Genomic DNA, 18,418 nt, shown 5'->3' with positions numbered 1-18,418 from the left:
GCGATGAGCGCCGCTGAGCCAAGACAGGCCGCGCCCCGCCCGCTGACCGCGGGCGGCCCCCTCTCCTCCAGCCCTGCCGGGTCGCCCGCGAAAGGCGACACGGTTCTCGCCTGCCGGGGCCTGCGGCGCGATTTCGGCGGTTTCACCGCCGTGCGCGACGTCGATCTCGACATCGCCCATGCCGAGGTCCACGCGCTGATCGGGCCGAACGGCGCCGGCAAGACCACGGTCTTCAACCTTCTCACCAAGTTCCTGCAGCCGACCTCCGGGCAGATCACGCTGCTCGGCGAGGACATCACCCGCACGCCGCCCGCGAAAGTGGCGCGGCTCGGGCTCGTGCGCTCCTTCCAGATCTCGGCGACCTTTCCCCATCTCACGGTTCTGGAAAACGTGCGTGTCGCCCTGCAGCGGCAGAATGGCCTCGCCGTCCAGTTCTGGCGCTCGCTGGACAGTCTGAAACGGCTCGACGGGCGCGCCATGGAGCTGATCGAGGCGGTGGGCCTTGCCGAGGCGCGCGACCGCCCGGCCGCCAGCCTTTCCTACGGGCGCAAGCGCGTGCTGGAGATCGCGACCACGCTGGCGCTGGAGCCCAAGGTCCTGCTTCTCGACGAGCCCATGGCCGGGATGGGGCACGAGGATGTCGAGGTGATCGCCGCGATCATCCGCGACGTCGCCCGTCGGCACGCGGTTCTGATGGTGGAGCACAATCTGAAGGTCGTGGCCGATCTCTGCGACCGCGTCACCGTGCTCCAGCGCGGCGAGATCCTGGCGGCGGGCGACTATCGCACCGTGTCCTCGGACGAGCGGGTGCGCACGGCCTATATGGGGACCGACCATGCTTGAGCGCCCGGACATGTCCACGCGGCCCTTGAAGGCGCCCGGCGTGGAGCCGCTTCTGACGCTGCGCGGCCTGAAGGGCTGGTATGGCGAAAGCCAGGCGCTGCACGGCGTCGATCTCGACATCTTCCCCGGCGAGACCGTCACGCTGCTCGGGCGCAACGGCGTCGGCAAGACCACGACGCTGCGCGCCATCATGGGCCTTCTGCCCAAGCGCGAGGGCACGCTGCGCTTTGCCGGCCGCGATCTCCTCGCCGTGCCGCTGCATCGCGTCGCGGGCCTCGGCATCGGCTTCGTGCCGGAAGAGCGCGGCATCTTCGCGACACTGTCCGTCGAGGAGAACCTTCTCCTGCCGCCCATCGTGGCGCCGGGCGGCATGAGCGTCGAGGAAATCTACACGCTGTTTCCCAATCTCAAGGAGCGGCGGCAGAGCGGCGGCACGCGCCTGTCGGGCGGCGAGCAGCAGATGCTCGCCATCGCTCGCATCCTGCGCTCGGGCGTCAAGCTCCTCCTCCTCGACGAGCCGACCGAGGGGCTCGCGCCCGTCATCGTCCAGCGCATCGGCGAAATCCTCCAGATGCTGAAGGCGCGTGGCATGACCGTGCTCCTCGTGGAGCAGAATTTCCGCTTCGCGGCCAAGGTCGCCGACCGCTTCTACCTGATGGATCACGGGCGGGTGCTCGACGGGTTCCCGGTCGAGGAACTGCCGCGCCGCATGGCGCAGATGACCGAAACGCTGGGGGTCTGACGGCCATGACGATGATTTTCGGCGTTCCCATCCAGGCCTTTCTCGGCCAGCTTCTGGTGGGGCTCATCAACGGCTCCTTCTACGCCATGCTGAGCCTCGGGCTGGCCGTGATCTTCGGCCTCCTGCGCATCATCAACTTCGCCCATGGCGCGCAATACATGCTCGGCGCGTTCGTCGGCTATCTGCTGCTGGCCAAGGCCGGCATCGGCTTCTGGCCGGCGCTGATCCTCGCGCCGCTCGCGGTCGGTCTGGTGGGCATCGTGGTGGAGCGCGTCGCCTTGCGCCGGCTCTACGATCTCGACCCGCTCTACGGCCTTCTCTTCACCTTCGGCCTCGCGCTCGTGATCGAGGGCCTGTTCCGCTACCAGTACGGCGCCTCGGGCCAGCCCTACGCCCCGCCCGCGCAGCTCGCCGGCGGCACCAATCTCGGCTTCATGTTCCTGCCGAACTATCGCGGCTTCATCGTCGTCGCCTCGCTTCTCGTCTGCCTGTCGACCTGGGCCTTGATCGAGCGCACGCGGCTCGGCGCCTATCTTCGAGCCGCCACCGAAAACCCGCAGCTCGTGCGCGCCTTCGGCATCAACGTGCCGCTGCTCCTGATGCTGACCTACGGGTTCGGCGCGGCGCTGGCGGGCCTGGCCGGCATTCTGGCGGCGCCGATCTATCAGGTGAGCCCGCTCATGGGCAGCAACATCATCATCGTCGTCTTCGCCGTGGTGGTGATCGGGGGCATGGGCTCGATCGGCGGGGCGATCGCCACCGGCTATCTCCTCGGCCTCTGCGAGGGTCTCACCAAGGTCTTCTACCCGGAAGCCTCCAGCATCGTCGTCTTCGTCATCATGGCCGTGGTTCTTCTGATCCGCCCGGCCGGACTGTTCGGGAGGGTCGCATGACGAGCCTGTCCATGACCTCCGAAACGCAGGCGCGCTCCGGCGCCGGTGCGCTGCGCCTCGCGCTGATCGTCCTCGGCGTCGCGCTTCTCGCCGCCGCGCCCTTCTTCTTCTACCCGATCTTCCTGATGAAGATCCTGTGCTTCGCCCTGTTCGCCGCCGCCTTCAACCTGCTTCTCGGCTATACGGGCCTTCTGTCCTTCGGCCATGCCGCCTTTTTCGGCGGCGCGGCCTATGTGACCGCCTACAGCGTCAAGGAATGGGGCCTCTCGCCCGAACTCGGCGTCCTTCTCGGCGCGCTGGCGGCGGCGGGGCTCGGCCTTGCCATCGGGGCGCTGGCGATCCGCCGGCAGGGCATCTACTTCGCCATGATCACGCTGGCGCTGTCGCAGATGGTGTTCTTCTTCTGCCTCCAGGCCCCGTTCACCGGTGGCGAGGACGGCTTGCAGGGCGTGCCGCGCGGCTATCTCTTCGGGATCATTGATCTCTCGCAGCCGCTGGCGATGTATTTCTTCGTGCTCGGCACCTTCCTCCTGGCGCTCTTCGCCATCCACCGCATCGTTCATTCGCCCTTCGGCACGATCCTGCGCTCGATCCGCGAGAACGAGCAACGCGCCATCTCGCTCGGCTATTCGGTCGGGGCCTACAAGCTCTCGGCCTTCGTCATGTCGGCGGCGCTGGCGGGCGTCGCGGGCGGGCTGAAGGCCATCGTCTTCCAGTTCGCGACGCTGACCGACGTCACCTGGCAGATGTCCGGCGAGGTCATCCTGATGACGCTGCTGGGCGGCATCGGCACCATGCTCGGCCCCGTGGTCGGCGCCGGCCTCGTGGTCGCGATCCAGAACAGTCTGGCGACCTCGGCCTTTCCGGTGACGGTCATCACCGGCGTCATCTTCATGGTCTGCGTTCTCCTGTTCCGGCGCGGCCTTGTCGGCGAGCTTCTGGCCTCGCGTCTCGGGCGGCGGCTCGGCGCGGGCGGCGCGTGATCCGATGGAACGCGACTTCGACTATATCGTCGTCGGCGGCGGCACGGCGGGCTGCGCCCTCGCCAACCGCCTCTCGGCCGACCCTTCCGCCAGCGTCCTCCTTCTCGAAGCCGGCGGGCGGGACAATTACGCTTGGGTCCACATTCCCGTCGGCTATCTCTTCTGCATCGGCAATCCGCGCACCGACTGGTGCTTCCAGACCGAGGCCGAGCCGGGCCTGAACGGACGGAGTCTGGCCTATCCGCGCGGCAAGGTGCTCGGCGGCTGCTCCTCGATCAACGGCATGATCTACATGCGCGGACAGGCGCGCGACTACGATCTGTGGCGGCAGATGGGCTGCACCGGCTGGGGCTGGGACGACGTTCTGCCGCTCTTCAAGCGCTCGGAAGACTATTTCGCCGGGGCCGACGAGATGCACGGCGTCGGCGGCGAATGGCGGGTGGAGCCGGCGCGCCTCCATTGGGATATTCTCGACGCCTTCCGCACCGCCGCCGAACAGGCCGGCATTCCGCGCACCGAGGATTTCAACCGGGGCGACAACGAGGGCTCCTCCTATTTCAAGGTGAACCAGCGGCGCGGCGTGCGCTGGAACGCGGTGAAGGCGTTTCTGCGCCCGGCCCGGCATCGCGCCAATCTCACGATCGTCACCGGCGCGCATGTCCGCCGCCTCCTGATCACCGAGGGCGAAGTGCGGGGCGTCTGTTTCGAAGCGGGGGGCGAGACGCTGGACGTCGCCTGTCGGCGCGAAGTCGTGCTCGCCGCGGGCGCGGTCGGCTCGCCGCATCTCCTCGAACTCTCCGGCGTCGGGCGGGGCGAAATCCTGGCGGAGGCCGGCGTGCCCGTGGTGCTGGAGCGGCGCGAGGTCGGCGAGAACCTGCAGGACCATCTGCAACTGCGCTGCGCCTATAAGGTCAGCGGCATCCGCACCCTCAACGAGCGGGCAAGCTCGCTGGTCGGCAAGGCCTCGATCGCGCTCGAATATGCGCTGAAGCGTTCCGGGCCGATGTCCATGGCGCCGAGCCAGCTCGGCGTCTTCACGCGCTCCGACCCGTCCTTCGAGACGGCCAATCTGCAATATCACGTCCAGCCGCTGAGCCTCGAGCGCTTCGGCGAGGGGGTGCATCCCTTCCCCGCCTTCACCGCCAGCGTCTGCAACCTGCGGCCCGAAAGCCGGGGCAGCGTGCATCTGCGCGGGAAGGAACCGGGCGGCCCCCCGGCGATCCGGCCGAACTATCTCTCGACCGAGACCGACCGGCGCGTCGCCGCCGACGCGATCCGCCTGACGCGCCGCATCGTCGCGCAGCCCGCGCTCGCCCCCTATCGCCCGGAAGAGTTCAAGCCGGGGCCGGGCTTCGAGGACGAGGCCGCGCTGGTCGAGGCCGCCGGCGCCATCGGCACCACGATCTTCCACCCCGCCGGCACCTGCCGCATGGGCGCGGACGAGGGCTCCGTGGTCGATCCCGAACTCCGGGTGCGCGGCGTGAAGCGCCTTCGCGTCGCCGACGCCTCGATCATGCCCGCCATCGTTTCCGGCAACACCAATTCGCCGACGCTGATGATCGCGGAAAAAGCCGCCGAGATGATCCGCGCCGCCTGGCGCTGACGGGGCCTCTGGAGCCTTTCCAGCGAAGGCCGAGCCGGCTTTCGCACTTGGACAATGCGAGAAACAAGGAGCTGGAGCCTGCCCGGCGAACCTCTGTTCGATGATCAGGCTCGGCGCGGGCAAAAGCCCCCTCCCCTTTCCGACGCCGCTCGAGAAAAGCGGCCCAACCCATTGATATCGTTCAGCCCGAAGGAGTTCCCATGAGCCCTCACCGCGTCGCCTTCATCGGCCTTGGTCACATGGGCCGCCCCATGGCGCGCAATCTCCACGCCGCCGGCCATCCCGTCACCGCGTTCGACCTGTCGGACGCGGCGCGCGCGGAAGCGCAATCCGACGGGCTCGCGGTCGCCGGCTCGCTGGAGGACGCGCTGCGGGACGCCGAGGTGATGCTGACCATGCTGCCCGCCGGCAAGCATGTTCTCTCGGTCTGGCGGGAGGCGCTGCCGCAACTCAAGCCCGGCACGCTCCTGATCGACTGCTCCACGATCGACACGGTGAGCGCCAGTGCGGCGCACGATCTCGCGCGGGACGCGGGCTTCGCTTCGCTCGACGCGCCCGTCTCGGGCGGCACCAAAGGGGCGGATGCCGGGACGCTCACCTTCATGGCGGGCGGCGAGCCGGAGGCCTTCGCCCGCGCCCGGCCGCTTCTCGAGGCGATGGGGGCGCGCATCGTCCATTGCGGGGCGGCGGGCGCGGGTCAGGCCGCCAAGATCTGCAACAACATGATCCTCGGCGTTTCGATGATCGCGGTGGCGGAGGCCTTCGTTCTCGCCGAACGGCTCGGCCTGTCGGCCCAGGCGCTGTTCGACGTCGCCTCGACCTCGTCCGGCCAATGCTGGTCGCTGACGAGCTATTGCCCGGTTCCCGGCCCCGTCCCCGCCTCGCCCGCCAACAACGACTACCGCCCGGGCTTTGCGGCAAGCCTCATGCTGAAGGACCTCGGCCTCGCCCGCGACGCCGCCCAGGCGAGCGGCGCCACGACCCCGCTCGGCCAGCACGCCCATGCGATCTACGAGGCTTTCGTGGACGCGGGCGGCGGCGAGGCGGATTTCTCGGCGATCATCCGGCGGTTGCGCGAGGGCGGGACGGCGGTGGGTTGAGAGCGGTCGGCCGAGTCGTGTTGGGCGTCGTTGGCTGAGGCGACGGGGTGGTGAGCCGGTGGACGCGTGGATTGCGGGCGTCGGCTTCCTCCCCGGCTTCGCCTTCTACAGCGTCAGCGAGCGGCGCGGCGTGTCCGACCATCTGCCCCGGAGCCAGCGGCCAGGGCGCAGCGCCGCTCTTCGTCCTGGGGCTCGGTTCGACAACACCCTCGCTCTGCGCCCTGCCGACAGTCACAGTCCGAACCGCGTCCCTTGAACCGGCGGCGTCGATGGATCGGGTCTCGCCGCTGCGGGTGAGCCATGCCCGCCCCGAAGACTGTCGCGAATGTCCGGCCTCGGTTCCGATCATCGCCCACGCTCGGTGTTTCGCGCCAAGGAGCAGGACGCAGGACCATCCCTTCCGCCCGGCAGCGACATCGGACTCCCCGAAACCAGGAAAAGCAGACTTGGCCCCAGCGTCTCGGCCCGTCCGAAGACCGCCCCCGCCGCCGCGTCACGGCGCCTTCGCCCGCGCCTCCTCGATCAAGATGCGCATGAAGCGCGCCGCGTCCTCGTCGCTCCGCGTCCGATAGCTCGCGAGCAGCGCCTCGCGTTTGGCGCGGGCCACGTCGCTCGCATAGAAGGCCGCGAGCGTCGCGACATCGGCTTCCGGCAGCCGCGACAGGAGGGAGCGGATCGCCTGGCGGCTCGTCTCGCGCATGAGCTCCCGTCGCAGCGGCGGCGCGCCCTCATAGCCTTCCAGCGTGCGGCTGCGCTGGAGAAGGTCCGCAATGCCCGCCTCGATCTCCTGCTCGCTCATGGCGCGCAACTGCGTGTCGCTGCCGGCGAGAAGCGGCTCGTAGATCCATTTGACGCGCAGGCCCGTCACGGCCAATTCGCCCGCGAGGTCCGGCCGCGCCATGGCCTCGCTCACCGCGTCGATGCGAGCACGATCGGGCCGCGCCTCGTAGCGCGCCTCTGCGGCGGCGGCATCGGCGACCCGTTCGGCGGGGTCGCGCGCGGCATCCTGCGCTTCCAGCGCCCGCATTCGCCCGGTGATCTCGGCGATGTCCCCGGGCACCTCGCCCGGCCACGACGCGAGAGCCGCGCGAAACGCCGCCATCGCGCGCTCCGGCGAGAACACCTCGTCCGCCAAAGCCTGCCCGCGCGTGCGCAGGGCGTCTCCCTCCGGCGTGTCCTCCACCTCCAGGACCGGCCATCGCATGGAGGCGAAACCCGACATCTCCCGATAGGCGCGCTCCGCGCCTTCCAGCTGGAGATAGCGCTCGTCCCCGGCGGGATCGGCCAACGCCTTCGACATCGGCAGGAGACCGCTCAGAGCGACGGCGATCAGAAGGGCGAAGGCCACCCTTGCGCGTCGCGCTCGGGGTTTCGTCTCGGCAAGTGTGCCTGCGCGCATCCGCTCAGACCGACCGCATCAGGCCGCCATCGACGCGGATGTTCTGGCCGGTGATGTAGCCCGCGCCGTCCGAGGCGAGGAAGCTGATCGTCGCGGCGACTTCCTCCGCCCGGCCATAGCGGCCCATGGGCACGCCCTGCCGACGCTCCTCGGTCGCGGGCAGACTGTCGATCCAGCCGGGCAGGACATTGTTCATGCGAATGCCCTCGGCGGCGTGAGCGTCGGCGAAAAGTTTCGTGTAGGCGGCAAGCCCCGCGCGGAACACGGCCGAGGTCGGAAACTGCGCGCTCGGCTCGAAGGCCCAGGCGGTCGAGACATTGACGATCGCGCCGCTCTGCTGCGCCCGCATGATCGGCGCGACGAGCCGGGTCGGGCGCACGACGTTCAGGAGATAGACATCGAGCCCCTTGTGCCAGTCCTCGTCCGTGATCTCGGTGATCGGCGCGCGCGGCCCGTGTCCGGCGCTGTTGACGAGAACATCCACCCGGCCCCAGCGCTCCATCACCCCGTCCACGAGGCGCTGGAGATCGTCCACCGACTGGTTCGAGCCGGTGACGCCGAAGCCCCCGAGTTCCTCCGCCAGCGCTTCGCCCTTGCCCGAGGACGAGAGGATCGCGATCTTGTAGCCGTCCTCGGCCAGACGCCGCGCCGCCGCCGCGCCCATGCCGCTGCCCCCGGCCGTGACGATCGCTGTCTTCTCGCTCATGCCCTGTCTCCCGTCTCGACGTATTGGATCTCGTCAGTCAGCATAGGCCCAGCGATCGAAGCTTGGCACCCTGTTTCGACAGGGCGTGACTCCGCGCTCTCTCCGGAGAAAGAGGACGCCTGCTCGGCTTTGCAGCGCCCGACAGGGACGCGGGGAGTTCAGAGAACCGGCACGGCGCTTGCCCTTCCTTCCCTCCAGAGCTTCTTGAGCCCCTTGAACGCGTCGATCACCGGATGATCGCAGCTCTTCAAGGAAAGATTCATTGGAACTTGGTTTCTGGGTGTCGCCGATGTCACCCCAGCTCTAGCGGGATCGAACAGCCCCGCGAAGCGACGCGCGCCCGCCTCCGGCACCTCCGCCAGCCAGCGGCCGAGCTGACGCATGTCCTCGTAGAAGGGCGTGACGAGATCGGTGAGCGTGACGGTGAGGCCGAGATGCAGCCCCCGCCCGTTCACGCGGATGCGCAGCTCGATATAGCCGAAGCGCACGAGGTCGGCGAGATAGCGACGGATGGTGCGGGGCGAGCGCGCCATGATGTTGGCGGCCGTGCCCTTGGTGATCGTGGTCTGGCGGCCCTTGCCGCAGCGCGCGCGAAGAACCTGCAGGAAGGCCTTGGCATTGGGCGTCAGTCGATCGTCGCGCGCGGCTGTCGTCGCCATGGACTGCGCGTATTGGCGGCTCTCCTGCGGCGCGGGGCGCTTGTGGCGGGCAAGCGCGCGCGGGCGCGGCGCTTTCGGCAGAGCGGGCGCCTGGGGGCGCGAGGAGGCTTGGCGGGCCACCGGCTCCGCGCCGATCAGGCTGGAGCGACGCCGCGCCTCGGCAAGCGAGATCAAGCCGGCGCGATGCTCGCGCCAGATCGCCGCACGCGCCAGGAAGTCCGGGTGCGGCGCCTCGACGAGCGCAGCCTCCAGGCCATAGGCTCTCGCTCCGTCACTCCCGCCATCAGGCGCGAGGATCGGTCCGCGCACGCTCCAGGGCGTGCGGGAATGTTCTTCCGTCATGGCGTCTCCCTTGCGCGAGGCAAAGCGAGGCCGTGGCGGGAAGCCGCGATGTCACTTGACGATGGGGTCTGGGAGAGCTAAACCTGCAAACAGCGACGAATACAGATGAAGGCTCCGGCGGCTCCCGCTTCGGGGCCTTTTTCTTTGCCTATGGCGTCTCCTCGTTGATGATCGGCTGCGGCCGGGCGCGAGACGCGCAACCGGCCGAATGAGACAGCGCGCGGAACACCGCGCGCGACAAGGGGCGCCGACCGCGAGCGGTCCGGTCGCCGCGCGGGCGCCCTCCCCGCTTGGTCAGCGCCGCGCTCATGACGAACCGCCCCGCGAGGGGTCGGAGCCCCGTTCGCGCTCATAGGCGTCGAAGAGATCGGGCAGGCGCTCGGCCAGGAAATCGGCAAAGCCGGTGCCGGCCTCGCGATCGATCACCAGCCTGGCATCCCGCTCGCTGCGCGTCAGCGTCGCCACCCGCCGACCGGACCGGGCGAGGATCGGCCGCTCCGCCGGGGCGGGGGGCGCAGCTGTCGGCGCGCGCTTGGCTGCGGCGAGAACCGCCGTGAAGCGCTCGTCGGAGGTGAGACCGGTGGGCGCGGTATGACAATGCGCCTCGACCCGCTCCAAGGCCCCCTCGCCTTTCAGCGCTTCCACCAGCGCCTGCCAGCGCGTGCGCCCCACCTTCGGCGCGCGGCCGATATGCCGTGCGAGCGCATCCGGCACGGCGCGCGCCGTCGCGATCAGCTTGGAGACCTCGGCCTTGTCGACATTCAGCGCCCGGCCGATCACCTGCCGGTTCTGCCCGGCATCCTCCAGCCGCGCGGCGAAGACGGCACGCTCGATGAAGGTCAGGTCCTGGCGCGCCGAGTTCTCGATGCCCTGCGCCAGCGCCAGCGCCTCGTCGTCCATTTCTCTGACGACGGCGCGCACGGGGCGACCGAGCGCCCGCGCCGCGCGCAGGCGGCGATGGCCGAAGGCGGTCTGGAACCGCGCGGGGTCTTGCGGATGGGTGCGCAGGAGAACCGGCACTTCCTGCCCGTTCTCCGCGATCGAGGCCACCAGCGCGTCGAAGGACGTCGGATCGTCCTCGTCATTGAAGCGGTCCGCATAGGGCGAGGGATCGACCAGGAACGGATCGACCTCGACGATGCGCGCGCCCTCCGACAGGCTCTGGCGCAGCGTCTCGTTCTCGCGCTCGATCTGGCTGAAGCTCTCCTTCATGGAGCGCACCGAGCCGGACGAAACGCGAGGCGGCCGAGCGGCGTTGTCAGATGACAACTCTTCCGCTTCCGGCCGCGTGGCGAAGATCGAGGCGATCGATTTGGAGCGCTTGTTCATCGTCCCCAGGCCCCCTGCACCAAGGATTCCACTTCCGCGTTGACGGCATTGACGCTTTCCAGCGCGCGGTCATAGGCGGCCCGGCCCACCGCGCCGCGATCGAGCTCGTAGAGCGACTGCTTGGTGAGCCCGGCATTGGCGATGGCGGTCGACTTCCAGGCTGTCGCAGCCAGCACGTCCTCGCGGAACAGGCCGCGCAGAAGCGCGACGATCTGCGCTTCCGGCACGTCGTTCGGATCATGGCGCGTCACGACATAGCGCACGAAATCGAGATCGAGCTTGCCGCCGGCATCCTCCACGACGCTCATGAGATCGGCCGTCATCAGCAGAAACTGGCTCATCGAGGCGACGTCCACCATCTGCGGATGGATGGTGACGAGAAGCGCCGTCGCGGCGTTCAACGCGCCGACCGTCAGGAAGCCGAGCTGCGGCGGGCAGTCGATGACGACGATATCGTAATCGGCCTCGACCTCCGCGATGACGCCCGAGACGCGACGGAAGAAGATGTCCCGCCCCCGGTCGCCGCGCATCATGGCGCGCGGCGTCTCGTGCTCGAACTCCATCAGCTCGAGATTGCCGGGCACGAGGTGGATGCCCTCGAAATAGGTCGGGCGGATCACCTCGCGCAAAGGTCGGCGCTCGTCGTCATAGCGGATCGCGCCATAAAGCGTTTCGTTCGCGCCGATGTCGAATTCAGGCTGGTAACCGAACATGGCCGAAAGCGACGCCTGCGGGTCGAGATCGATGGCGAGCACGCGATAGCCCTGCAGCGCCAGATATTGCGCCAGATAGAGCGAGGTCGTGGTCTTGGCCGAGCCGCCCTTGAAATTGGCGACGGCCAGGACCTGCAGCTTTTCGCCCGCGCGCCGGCGGGGGACGAAGGCCAGGGCCTCCTTGGGTCGATGTTGGGAAAGGAAGGTGCGCAGCTCGTTCATCTGACCGAGTGTATAGGAGCGCCGACCCCCCGAGGATAAAGTGGGGACAGGTCCTAACCCATCGAGGGACAGTTGACGCAGGTAACCGTCTGAAACACCTACGATCCGCGCGACTTCACCGGAGGAAAAACTCCGCAAACTCTTCTGCGCTGTCGGCGGAAACATCGCGTCGCGCATGGAGCGAAGCTGCGCCGAAAGCAGCTCGGCATGCTGTGTGATTCGCTGCGTCGCATTGGTCGGCGGCGCAGGCTGGGGCCGGGCGGCTTTCATGTGTCTCTCTAACCTCAGACGGACTAATGGCGTCAGACGGATAAATTCCGTCTGGCATTTGCTCATGATTCCGTCCGAGTCGCAAGCACCCCTTGACAAGTCCACGAAAGCTTCGGCAGTCGCGTGGTTCGAAGCGCAAATCAGCGCGTTCGAAAGGCTGCCGAACCCCCTGCCCTCCCGTGAAATCAAGGACTTGGCAGAATGGAGACTGGCCCGCCCCCTCGCGCCGCGCGAGAGCGAACCAATCCATGCGCTGCGGGAAAACGCGGCGTCGCTCGTGCCGCGCTGACGCCCCGGTGAGTCGCAAGACGACTCGCGCCCACGGGCGGGTTTCTCAAATCTTAATAGCTTCCGCGCCGAGTCGCCACCTGCAGCCTTGTGTGCGACCCGTCTCACCTCCCTTCTCCCGTCTTTGCTCGTTGTCATCTGACAACTCGTCGCGTTCCGACCCGGCAACCCGATCACCCCTCGCGCATTTCCGAAGGCCAGAAGGAGAATGCGGATGATGAAGACAGTCGTCATGACGGGTGCCAGCGCCGGGATCGGGCTCGCCATTGCCGAGCGCTTCGCGCGGGCGCGATGGCAGGTCGCTATTCTCGCGCGCGGCGAGGCGCGGCTGCAGGAGGCGGCACGGCAACTCGAAGCCTATGGCGTTCCGGTTCTCGCCATCCCCTGCGACGTCGCCGACGCCAAAGCCGTCGACGCGGCGGCCGATCGCGTTCAGGCCGAGTTCGGCGGGATCGACGCCTGGGTCAACAATGCCATGTCCACCGTGGTCGCCCCGGCGCACGAGATCACGGCGCAGGAATATCAGCGCGTGACGGCGACCACCTATTTCTCGCAAATCTACGGGACGCTCGCGGCGCTGCGCGTGATGAAGGCGCAGGAGCGCCGGCGCGGTCGCGGGGCGATCATCCAGATATCATCCGGCCTCGCCTTCCGCGCGGCGCCGCTTCAGGCCGCCTATTGCGGGGCCAAGGCGGCGGTCGGCGGCTTCACGGATTCGCTGCGCGCCGAACTCATCGCCGAAGGCTCGCCCATCCGCCTGAGCGTCGTCTATCTGCCGGGCGTCAACACGCCCCAGCCGACCTGGGCGCGCAATCGCACGGGCCATGCGCAGGTCATTCCCGATCCGCTCTTCGATCCGCGCCTCTGCGCCGAGGCCGCCTTCTCGGCCGTCGGCAGCGGCGAGCGCGAAATCTGGGTCGGGCGCTCCACCCTGATGATGGCGCTGGCGCAGGCCATCGCGCCGGGCTTTGCCGATCGGAAGGCGGCGGGCATGAAGGATGCGCAGCAGGGCGCGCCCATGCCGCCGCGCGAGGGCAATCTCGATACGCCCGCGCCAGGCTCGGCGCGCATCGACGGGCCGAGCCGCGACCGCGTCATTCCCACACGCCATGAATTCGTGACGCGCTCGCAGGTCGATCTCCTGAAAGCCGGCGCGCTGGCCGGGCTGCTCTTGGCGGGCGCGGTCGCGCGCGGCGCGATGAAACGGATCGGGCGACACGACCGGATGTGAGAGGCAGGGGGCGGGGGCTTCGAACGAGGCCTCCAGCGTCGAGGCGGGGCGGGCGGTGTCGCCCGCTTTGGGTTCGAGAGCCAAAGACGGGTCTCCGGGCGAAGGATGCTCGGGCGATGTTCGTTCCGCTCACTGGAAGCGAAACGCGGTCGGTGTCGGCGGCACGGTTGGGATTTCGCGATGGTCCTCGCAGTAGGGCAAGCCGCGCGGTTCGCCCGGAGATGCCGGAAAACCTGATCCTCCGACGCCGCGGGTTCCCTCTTTCCGTCTAGGAGACTTTCCGGGCCGCCGCGACGAGGAGATCGCAGAAGCCCGACACCGCGTCGCTCGATGAGCTCAAAGGGCGATGCAAGGCGAGATCGAGCGTGCCGGGCGGCGGCAGGCCGTGGTCCTCGGGCGCCAGCGCGCGCAAGGGGGCGGGCAGGGCGTCGCTGGTGCGCAGGGTGACGCCGAGCCCGGCGCGCACGGCGGCCCAGACGCCAGCGAGACTCGTGGTGGCAAAGCTCGCCCGCCAGGCGATGCCCGCCCGGTCCAGCGCCGCGATGGCGGCGGCGCGAAAGGCGCAGGGCGTGTCCAGGAGCACGAGCGGCAGCGGCGCGTCCGGATCGCGGCGGAACTGGTCGTTGCCGATCCAGAGGAGATTGCGCTGCCCGACGATCTCGCTCTCCACTCGGCCAAGCCGCCCCCAGGTCAGCGCGAGGTCGAGATCGCCGACCGCCACCGCGTCGGCCATGGCCGCGCCGCGATCGGCCCGCGCCTCGATGCGAACGCGCGGATGGGCGCGCTCGAAACCGGCGAGGAGGTCGGGCAGCCAGGTTTCGGCAAAATCCTGGGGCACGCCGACGCGCACCCAGCCCTCGAAGCGGGTGAGGGCGCCGAGCGCCAGGCACGCCTCGTCGTTGAGAACGAGAATGCGGCGCGCATAGGAAGCGAGGCGCTCGCCCGCTTCCGTCAGCACCAGTCCGCGCCCCTGCTTGCGCAGAAGCGGCTGGCCGATCTGATCCTCCAGCTTGCGCAGTTGCAGGCTGACCGCCGAAGGCGAGCGGCCGAGCTGTTCGGCCGCGCGCGCGAAATTCCCGAGATCGAGCCCGGCCACGAAGGTGCGCAGCACGTCCATATCGAGGTTTCGCTTGGGCGCAACCATGCAGGATTCCACAATCCTCGCTTTGGAAAGACGCGATTTTCTTCAGCGAGCATGACGGTCCATGCTCGCCGGGTCAACCTGGAGGAGAAAAACCCGATGCCTTTCGTCCACATTCGCCTTGCCGACGCGCCGCGCTCGATCGAACAGACGCGGCAAATGCAGGCCGAGGTCACGGCGCTCATGGCCACCTGCCTCGGCAAACGCGCCGGTCTGACGGCGGTGCTGATCGAAGGCGCGCCCGAAGGCGCCTGGAGCGTCGGCGGCGCGCCGGTCGATCCGGCGGCGCATCTGGAAGCGACGATCACGGCGGGCACGAACAGCGTCGAGGAAAAGGCGCGCTTCGTGGAACAGGCCCACGCACTGCTTGCCACAGGCGCGGCGGGGGAGTTGCCGCTCGCCACCTATGTGGTCGTCCGCGAGGTCGAAGCAGAGAGCTGGGGCTATGGCGGGCGGACGCAGGCCGCCCGCCGCGCGGGGGCGTGACGGGCGAGGGCAAAATCGGCGCAGCGCTCGCCGCGCGCTGCAAGCGAGACACCGGCGGGGCAGGGGAGGGACGTCGCCCGCCCCTTCCCCCAAGCGTCTTCGCCTTGCGCGCTCCCGGTCAGTTCAGCCCGAGCTTGCCGCGCAGGGTGGAGAGGTCTTCGGCCAGCGTGTTGACATTGGCGGCGAGAATCTTGCGATCGCCGTCCGTCAGCTTCTCGTAATTCTCGTAACCCTCGCCCTTGCGATACTTGGCGAGCGTCGTGTCCACCGTCGCGAAGCTCTTGTCGACCTTGGCGACGAAACCGGCGTCGTCCTTCTCGATCAGCGGGCGCACGAGATCGAAGATCGTCTTGGAGCCGTCGAAATTGGCCTTGAAGTCCCAGAGGTCGGTGCCGCTGTAGCGATCCTCCTCGCCGGAAATCTTGGTCGCGGCGACCTCTTCCATCAGGACGGCCGCGCCGCCCACCACCTTCTCGGGCGGCAGGGCGAGGTCGGCGATGCGCTTTTCGAGATCGGTCACGTCGGCCATCAGCTTGTCGGCGATGGGCGCGAGGCCTTCCGTCGAGTTCTTGGCAAAGAGCCCGTATTCGAGCCGGTGGAAGCCGGTGAAGCCCGGGTCTTCCTCGCGCTTCTCGTGGTCGTCGGCGCGCGAGTCGATCGAGGCGTCGAGATCGGAGAAGAGCTCGGCGATCGGCTCCACGGCCTCGTAGCTCATGCGCGTCGGCGCAAACAGCGATTTGGCCTTCTCGACATCGCCGGCCTTAATGGCGTCGGTGAAGGCCTTCGTGTCCTTCGTCAGCGTCTCCAGCTTCTCCGAGACATAGATCTTGTACTCGGCGACCGGCTGCACGAGGTCGAGGGGCGAGACCTTGGCGAGCGCCAGCGAGGGAGCGGCGAGAAGCGCTGCGAACGCCGCGCCGGCGAGAAGGGTCTTCGTCATGAGATGTCTCCGTCAGGCTTTGAGATCGGCCGCCGCGCGCAGGAGCGAGCCGCCGAGAAAATCGGCCTCGTCGCGAACGCCCGGCAGGGTGAAGAAATAGCCGCCGCCGACCGGCTTGATGTATTCCTCCAGCGGCTCGCCATCGAGGCGGCGCTGGACGGCGATGAAGCCGGCGTCGAGATCGGCCTGATAGCTGATGAAGAGGAGGCCCTGGTCGAGCTGGCCGTTGCGCGTCACGCCGTTGGAATAGTTGAAGGGCCGGCGCAGGATGCGGTTCTTCTGCGTGTCCGGGCGGCGCGGATTGGCGAGGCGGATATGGGCGGTGAGCGGCGTGACGGCGCCCGCCGGATCGGCGGCGTAGTCCGGCAGGTCGGCTTCGGTGCGCCCGCCGCCGAGCGGCGCGCCGCTCGCCTTGCGCCGTCCGAAGATCGCCTCCTGCTCGCCGAGCGGCGTGCGGTCCCAGCGCTCCACGAAATTGCGGATGAGGCGCACCGCCTGATAGGAGCCGGCCTTGGCCCAGTCCGGCTCCTCATGGGCGGCGTTCACCCAGACGAGTTCGTCCATGAGACCCGCATCCTGCGAATTCGGATTGGCCGAACCGTCGCGGAAGCCGAGGAAATTGCGCGCGCTCTCATGCGTGCCGTCCGGGCTCGGCGAGGTGATCGGCACCGTGCCTTCCTGCTTCCAGCGCACGAGGAGGAGATCGGGCAGCGCCTTGATGACGTCGCGCAGCGCGTGGATCGTGGCGTCCGGCGTGTTGGCGCAGATCTGGATCGTGAGATCGCCGTGGCAGAGGTCCGGGTCGAGCGCGTCGTTGCGAAAGGCGATCATGCGCTGGAGATGCCGGGGCTTCAGATCCGTGAGCCAGGGCCGGTTGGCAAAGAAGCTCTCGCCGAGCGACAGGGTCATGGTGAGATTGTCGGGCGCGACCACGGGGCCGAGAATGCCGGAATCGGCGGGCGGCAATTTGGGGTCGAGCTCCGGCACCGGCCCGCCCGCCATGAGAAAGCGGAACCGCTCGGTCAGCGTGCGGAACAGACGCTCGACCTCGTCCGGATTGTCGGCCAGCGTGTCGAAGGCGACCACCATGCCGGCGGCCGGGCGCGGGGTGACGATGCCGCTTTGATGCAGCCCGTGAAAGGGCTGGCTGTCGCGCGCGGCAAGGCTCTGCGGCGCGTCGGCTACCTGCGCTTCCGGGCGCTGTTCCGCCGAGGCGGGGCGCAGGCCGGTCGCGGCGGCGGCCGCCGCCGCGCCGCCCGCAAGGCCGGCCAGAAGCTGGCGCCGGTTGGTGAAGAAACCCTTCGACTTGCTGTCGGTCATGCGTTGTCTCCAGCCGTTCCAAGGGCCGTGTTCAATTGGTCGAAACTCTCGGCCAGCGCGCGGGCGTCGCTCGCCAGCGCCTCGCGCTGCGCAGCGCCCAGCGTGTCGAAGGCGGGAAAGCCGCTCGGTCCTTCCAGCGCCGCGAGTCTGGCTCGGAGCGCGGACAGGCGCGCGTCGACACTCGCGAAGGGTTGCGGCGCGGCCTCCTCGGCGACGGGCTTCAGGAGCGTCGCGATCTTCGCGGCGCCGGCCAGAACCGCTTCGAAATCGGCGAGGTCGGTGCGGGCGTAAAGCTCCGTGCCGCCACCCGCCGTCGTGTCGGCGAGCGCGCGGAGACTGCGCGCGGCGCCATTGGCGAGATCGTCCGGCGCGAGCTTCACCGTGCGCAGCCGCGCGCGAAGCGTTTCGGCATCGGCTTCGAACTTCTGCGCCACGGGGGCGAGCCCGTCGAGGCTGGAGCGGGCAAAGAGCCCGTATTCGATCCGGTGGAAGCCGGTGAAGGCGGGATCGGCCTCGCGCTTTTCGAGATAGGTCGCGAGCGGGTCGATCGTGTTGGCGAGATCGGCCATGCGACCCGCGACGGGAGCGAGGTGCAGATAGGGGGCGCGGGCCTCGCCATAGAGCGCCTTGGCCTTGGCGAGGTCGCCCGCGCGGATGGCCTCACCGAGCGCCTCGGCCTTGCGCGTGAAGTCGCGCGCTTCGAGCGCGAGATAGACCTGATATTCGGCGAGCGGGCCGACAAAGGCGAGAAGGGCCGGGCGCTCGGGCGCGGCATTGTCGGAGGCGGGCGTCACCACGAGCTGGCCGCGCGGATTGGACAGGAGGCCGCAGGTGATCGCGTAGGTGCCGGGCTTGAGGCGCGTCGTCAGCGTCTGCGACAGGCCAGGCGCGATGTTCTCGCGCTCTTCCACCACCATCACGCCGTCGAGGATTTCCCATTCCACCGCGCGGTCGGTCTGGTTGACGATGCGAAAGCTCGTCGCGCCGGCGGGAACGCGGATCTCGTTCGGCTGGCACACCTTGTCGGCGAGCGTCACGGTGACGATGTCCGCGCCGGCCGAGCGCCCGGCGGCGACCTGCGAGGCATAGGCGAAGGCGCCAAGGCCCGCGAGCATCAGGAGCCCCGAGCCCGCCGCGCCCCACCAGAGGACGCGGTTGGAGCCGGCGGGCGGCGAAGGCGGCGGGGAGGGGTGCTGGTCGGTCATCGG

The 18,418-nt window shown here is 68.9% G+C and carries 18 protein-coding genes; 9 read left to right on the top strand and 9 right to left on the bottom strand.

Annotated features, from left to right (window positions below):
• Positions 1–3: 3 nt before the first annotated feature.
• From B146_RS0116125 to mmsB, 6 genes are all read left to right on the top strand, one after another.
• The gene (locus tag B146_RS0116125; protein ID WP_019997501.1) at positions 4–843 is read left to right on the top strand and encodes an ABC transporter ATP-binding protein; all 840 of its coding nucleotides are present in this window, start codon (positions 4–6) and stop codon (positions 841–843) included.
• Entirely contained in the window at positions 836–1,585 is a 750-nt protein-coding gene (locus tag B146_RS0116120) for an ABC transporter ATP-binding protein (protein WP_019997500.1), read from the top strand. The genes B146_RS0116125 and B146_RS0116120 overlap by 8 nt, the downstream gene beginning before the upstream one ends.
• 5 nt (positions 1,586–1,590) lie before the next feature.
• The gene (locus B146_RS0116115) at positions 1,591–2,478 is read left to right on the top strand and encodes a branched-chain amino acid ABC transporter permease (RefSeq protein WP_019997499.1); all 888 of its coding nucleotides are present in this window, start codon (positions 1,591–1,593) and stop codon (positions 2,476–2,478) included.
• An 11-nt stretch (positions 2,479–2,489) separates the two neighbouring features.
• On the top strand, positions 2,490–3,461 hold the full coding sequence (locus B146_RS0116110) for a branched-chain amino acid ABC transporter permease (RefSeq protein WP_407638559.1): 972 nt from the start codon (positions 2,490–2,492) through the stop codon (positions 3,459–3,461).
• 4 nt (positions 3,462–3,465) lie between these two features.
• On the top strand, positions 3,466–5,064 hold the full coding sequence (locus B146_RS0116105) for a GMC family oxidoreductase (RefSeq protein WP_026358658.1): 1,599 nt from the start codon (positions 3,466–3,468) through the stop codon (positions 5,062–5,064).
• A 200-nt stretch (positions 5,065–5,264) separates the two neighbouring features.
• Positions 5,265–6,164: a 3-hydroxyisobutyrate dehydrogenase gene (mmsB, locus tag B146_RS0116100; protein WP_019997496.1), complete on the top strand. Its 900-nt coding sequence runs from the start codon at positions 5,265–5,267 to the stop codon at positions 6,162–6,164.
• 493 nt (positions 6,165–6,657) lie between these two features.
• Here mmsB and B146_RS0116095 read toward each other — a convergent pair whose 3' ends face one another.
• The 5 genes from B146_RS0116095 to repA form a co-directional block, all read right to left on the bottom strand.
• Positions 6,658–7,512: a hypothetical protein gene (locus tag B146_RS0116095; RefSeq protein ID WP_019997495.1), complete on the bottom strand. Its 855-nt coding sequence runs from the start codon at positions 7,510–7,512 to the stop codon at positions 6,658–6,660.
• Positions 7,513–7,567: 55 nt separating this feature from the next.
• Positions 7,568–8,269, bottom strand: coding sequence for an SDR family oxidoreductase (locus B146_RS0116090; RefSeq protein ID WP_019997494.1), 702 nt, complete (start codon positions 8,267–8,269; stop codon positions 7,568–7,570).
• A gap of 158 nt (positions 8,270–8,427) precedes the next feature.
• On the bottom strand, positions 8,428–9,270 hold the full coding sequence (locus B146_RS0116085) for a helix-turn-helix domain-containing protein (RefSeq protein WP_019997493.1): 843 nt from the start codon (positions 9,268–9,270) through the stop codon (positions 8,428–8,430).
• Positions 9,271–9,576: 306 nt separating this feature from the next.
• The gene (repB, locus tag B146_RS0116080) at positions 9,577–10,599 is read right to left on the bottom strand and encodes a plasmid partitioning protein RepB (RefSeq protein WP_019997492.1); all 1,023 of its coding nucleotides are present in this window, start codon (positions 10,597–10,599) and stop codon (positions 9,577–9,579) included.
• Positions 10,596–11,804, bottom strand: a complete 1,209-nt coding sequence (gene repA, locus B146_RS0116075) for a plasmid partitioning protein RepA (RefSeq protein ID WP_026358657.1) — start codon at positions 11,802–11,804, stop codon at positions 10,596–10,598. Before repA ends, repB begins: the two co-directional genes overlap by 4 nt.
• A gap of 64 nt (positions 11,805–11,868) precedes the next feature.
• On the opposite strand from repA, the gene B146_RS29380 reads away from it, so the two are divergent.
• Together B146_RS29380 and B146_RS0116070 are read left to right on the top strand one after the other, a co-directional pair.
• Positions 11,869–12,093 (top strand): hypothetical protein, encoded by a 225-nt coding sequence (locus B146_RS29380; protein ID WP_162141948.1) that lies wholly within the window; start codon positions 11,869–11,871, stop codon positions 12,091–12,093.
• A gap of 213 nt (positions 12,094–12,306) precedes the next feature.
• Complete coding sequence (locus B146_RS0116070; RefSeq protein WP_019997490.1) at positions 12,307–13,323, top strand: SDR family oxidoreductase; 1,017 nt, start codon at positions 12,307–12,309, stop codon at positions 13,321–13,323.
• Positions 13,324–13,591: 268 nt separating this feature from the next.
• Here B146_RS0116070 and B146_RS0116065 read toward each other — a convergent pair whose 3' ends face one another.
• Positions 13,592–14,467 (bottom strand): LysR substrate-binding domain-containing protein, encoded by an 876-nt coding sequence (locus tag B146_RS0116065; protein ID WP_026358656.1) that lies wholly within the window; start codon positions 14,465–14,467, stop codon positions 13,592–13,594.
• 96 nt (positions 14,468–14,563) lie between these two features.
• Between B146_RS0116065 and B146_RS0116060 the strand changes: the two genes are divergently transcribed.
• The gene (locus B146_RS0116060) at positions 14,564–14,950 is read left to right on the top strand and encodes a tautomerase family protein (RefSeq protein ID WP_026358655.1); all 387 of its coding nucleotides are present in this window, start codon (positions 14,564–14,566) and stop codon (positions 14,948–14,950) included.
• Between the two features lie 118 nt (positions 14,951–15,068).
• On the opposite strand, the gene efeO (B146_RS0116055) is transcribed toward B146_RS0116060, so the two are convergent.
• From efeO (B146_RS0116055) to efeO (B146_RS0116045), 3 genes are read right to left on the bottom strand one after another with little or no spacing between them, the layout of a single operon-like run.
• Entirely contained in the window at positions 15,069–15,890 is an 822-nt protein-coding gene (efeO, locus tag B146_RS0116055; protein ID WP_019997487.1) for an iron uptake system protein EfeO, read from the bottom strand.
• A gap of 12 nt (positions 15,891–15,902) precedes the next feature.
• Positions 15,903–17,210 (bottom strand): iron uptake transporter deferrochelatase/peroxidase subunit, encoded by a 1,308-nt coding sequence (efeB, locus tag B146_RS0116050; RefSeq protein WP_019997486.1) that lies wholly within the window; start codon positions 17,208–17,210, stop codon positions 15,903–15,905.
• Positions 17,207–18,415, bottom strand: coding sequence for an iron uptake system protein EfeO (gene efeO, locus B146_RS0116045; protein ID WP_019997485.1), 1,209 nt, complete (start codon positions 18,413–18,415; stop codon positions 17,207–17,209). The genes efeB and efeO (B146_RS0116045) overlap by 4 nt, the downstream gene beginning before the upstream one ends.
• Positions 18,416–18,418 lie beyond the last annotated feature (3 nt).

It is taken from the genome of Aureimonas ureilytica DSM 18598 = NBRC 106430 (assembly GCF_000382705.1).
GTDB lineage: Bacteria > Pseudomonadota > Alphaproteobacteria > Rhizobiales > Rhizobiaceae > Aureimonas > Aureimonas ureilytica.
The sequence above is the reverse complement of the archived record's forward strand: the minus strand, read 5'-3'. Positions and strand labels throughout refer to the sequence as shown.

Excerpts from the sequence above, each read along its gene's own strand:
- B146_RS0116125 (WP_019997501.1), top strand. The coding sequence starts at position 4 with ATGAGCGCCGCTGAGCCAAGACAGGCCGCGCCCCGCCCGCTGACCGCG.
- B146_RS0116120 (WP_019997500.1), top strand. The coding sequence starts at position 836 with ATGCTTGAGCGCCCGGACATGTCCACGCGGCCCTTGAAGGCGCCCGGC.
- B146_RS0116115 (WP_019997499.1), top strand. The coding sequence starts at position 1,591 with ATGACGATGATTTTCGGCGTTCCCATCCAGGCCTTTCTCGGCCAGCTT.
- B146_RS0116110 (WP_407638559.1), top strand. The coding sequence starts at position 2,490 with ATGACCTCCGAAACGCAGGCGCGCTCCGGCGCCGGTGCGCTGCGCCTC.
- B146_RS0116105 (WP_026358658.1), top strand. The coding sequence starts at position 3,466 with ATGGAACGCGACTTCGACTATATCGTCGTCGGCGGCGGCACGGCGGGC.
- mmsB (WP_019997496.1), top strand. The coding sequence starts at position 5,265 with ATGAGCCCTCACCGCGTCGCCTTCATCGGCCTTGGTCACATGGGCCGC.
- B146_RS0116090 (WP_019997494.1), bottom strand. The coding sequence starts at position 8,269 with ATGAGCGAGAAGACAGCGATCGTCACGGCCGGGGGCAGCGGCATGGGC.
- B146_RS0116085 (WP_019997493.1), bottom strand. The coding sequence starts at position 9,270 with ATGACGGAAGAACATTCCCGCACGCCCTGGAGCGTGCGCGGACCGATC.
- repB (WP_019997492.1), bottom strand. The coding sequence starts at position 10,599 with ATGAACAAGCGCTCCAAATCGATCGCCTCGATCTTCGCCACGCGGCCG.
- repA (WP_026358657.1), bottom strand. The coding sequence starts at position 11,804 with ATGAAAGCCGCCCGGCCCCAGCCTGCGCCGCCGACCAATGCGACGCAG.
- B146_RS29380 (WP_162141948.1), top strand. The coding sequence starts at position 11,869 with ATGATTCCGTCCGAGTCGCAAGCACCCCTTGACAAGTCCACGAAAGCT.
- B146_RS0116070 (WP_019997490.1), top strand. The coding sequence starts at position 12,307 with ATGATGAAGACAGTCGTCATGACGGGTGCCAGCGCCGGGATCGGGCTC.
- B146_RS0116065 (WP_026358656.1), bottom strand. The coding sequence starts at position 14,467 with ATGGTTGCGCCCAAGCGAAACCTCGATATGGACGTGCTGCGCACCTTC.
- B146_RS0116060 (WP_026358655.1), top strand. The coding sequence starts at position 14,564 with ATGCCTTTCGTCCACATTCGCCTTGCCGACGCGCCGCGCTCGATCGAA.
- efeO (WP_019997487.1), bottom strand. The coding sequence starts at position 15,890 with ATGACGAAGACCCTTCTCGCCGGCGCGGCGTTCGCAGCGCTTCTCGCC.
- efeB (WP_019997486.1), bottom strand. The coding sequence starts at position 17,210 with ATGACCGACAGCAAGTCGAAGGGTTTCTTCACCAACCGGCGCCAGCTT.
- efeO (WP_019997485.1), bottom strand. The coding sequence starts at position 18,415 with ATGACCGACCAGCACCCCTCCCCGCCGCCTTCGCCGCCCGCCGGCTCC.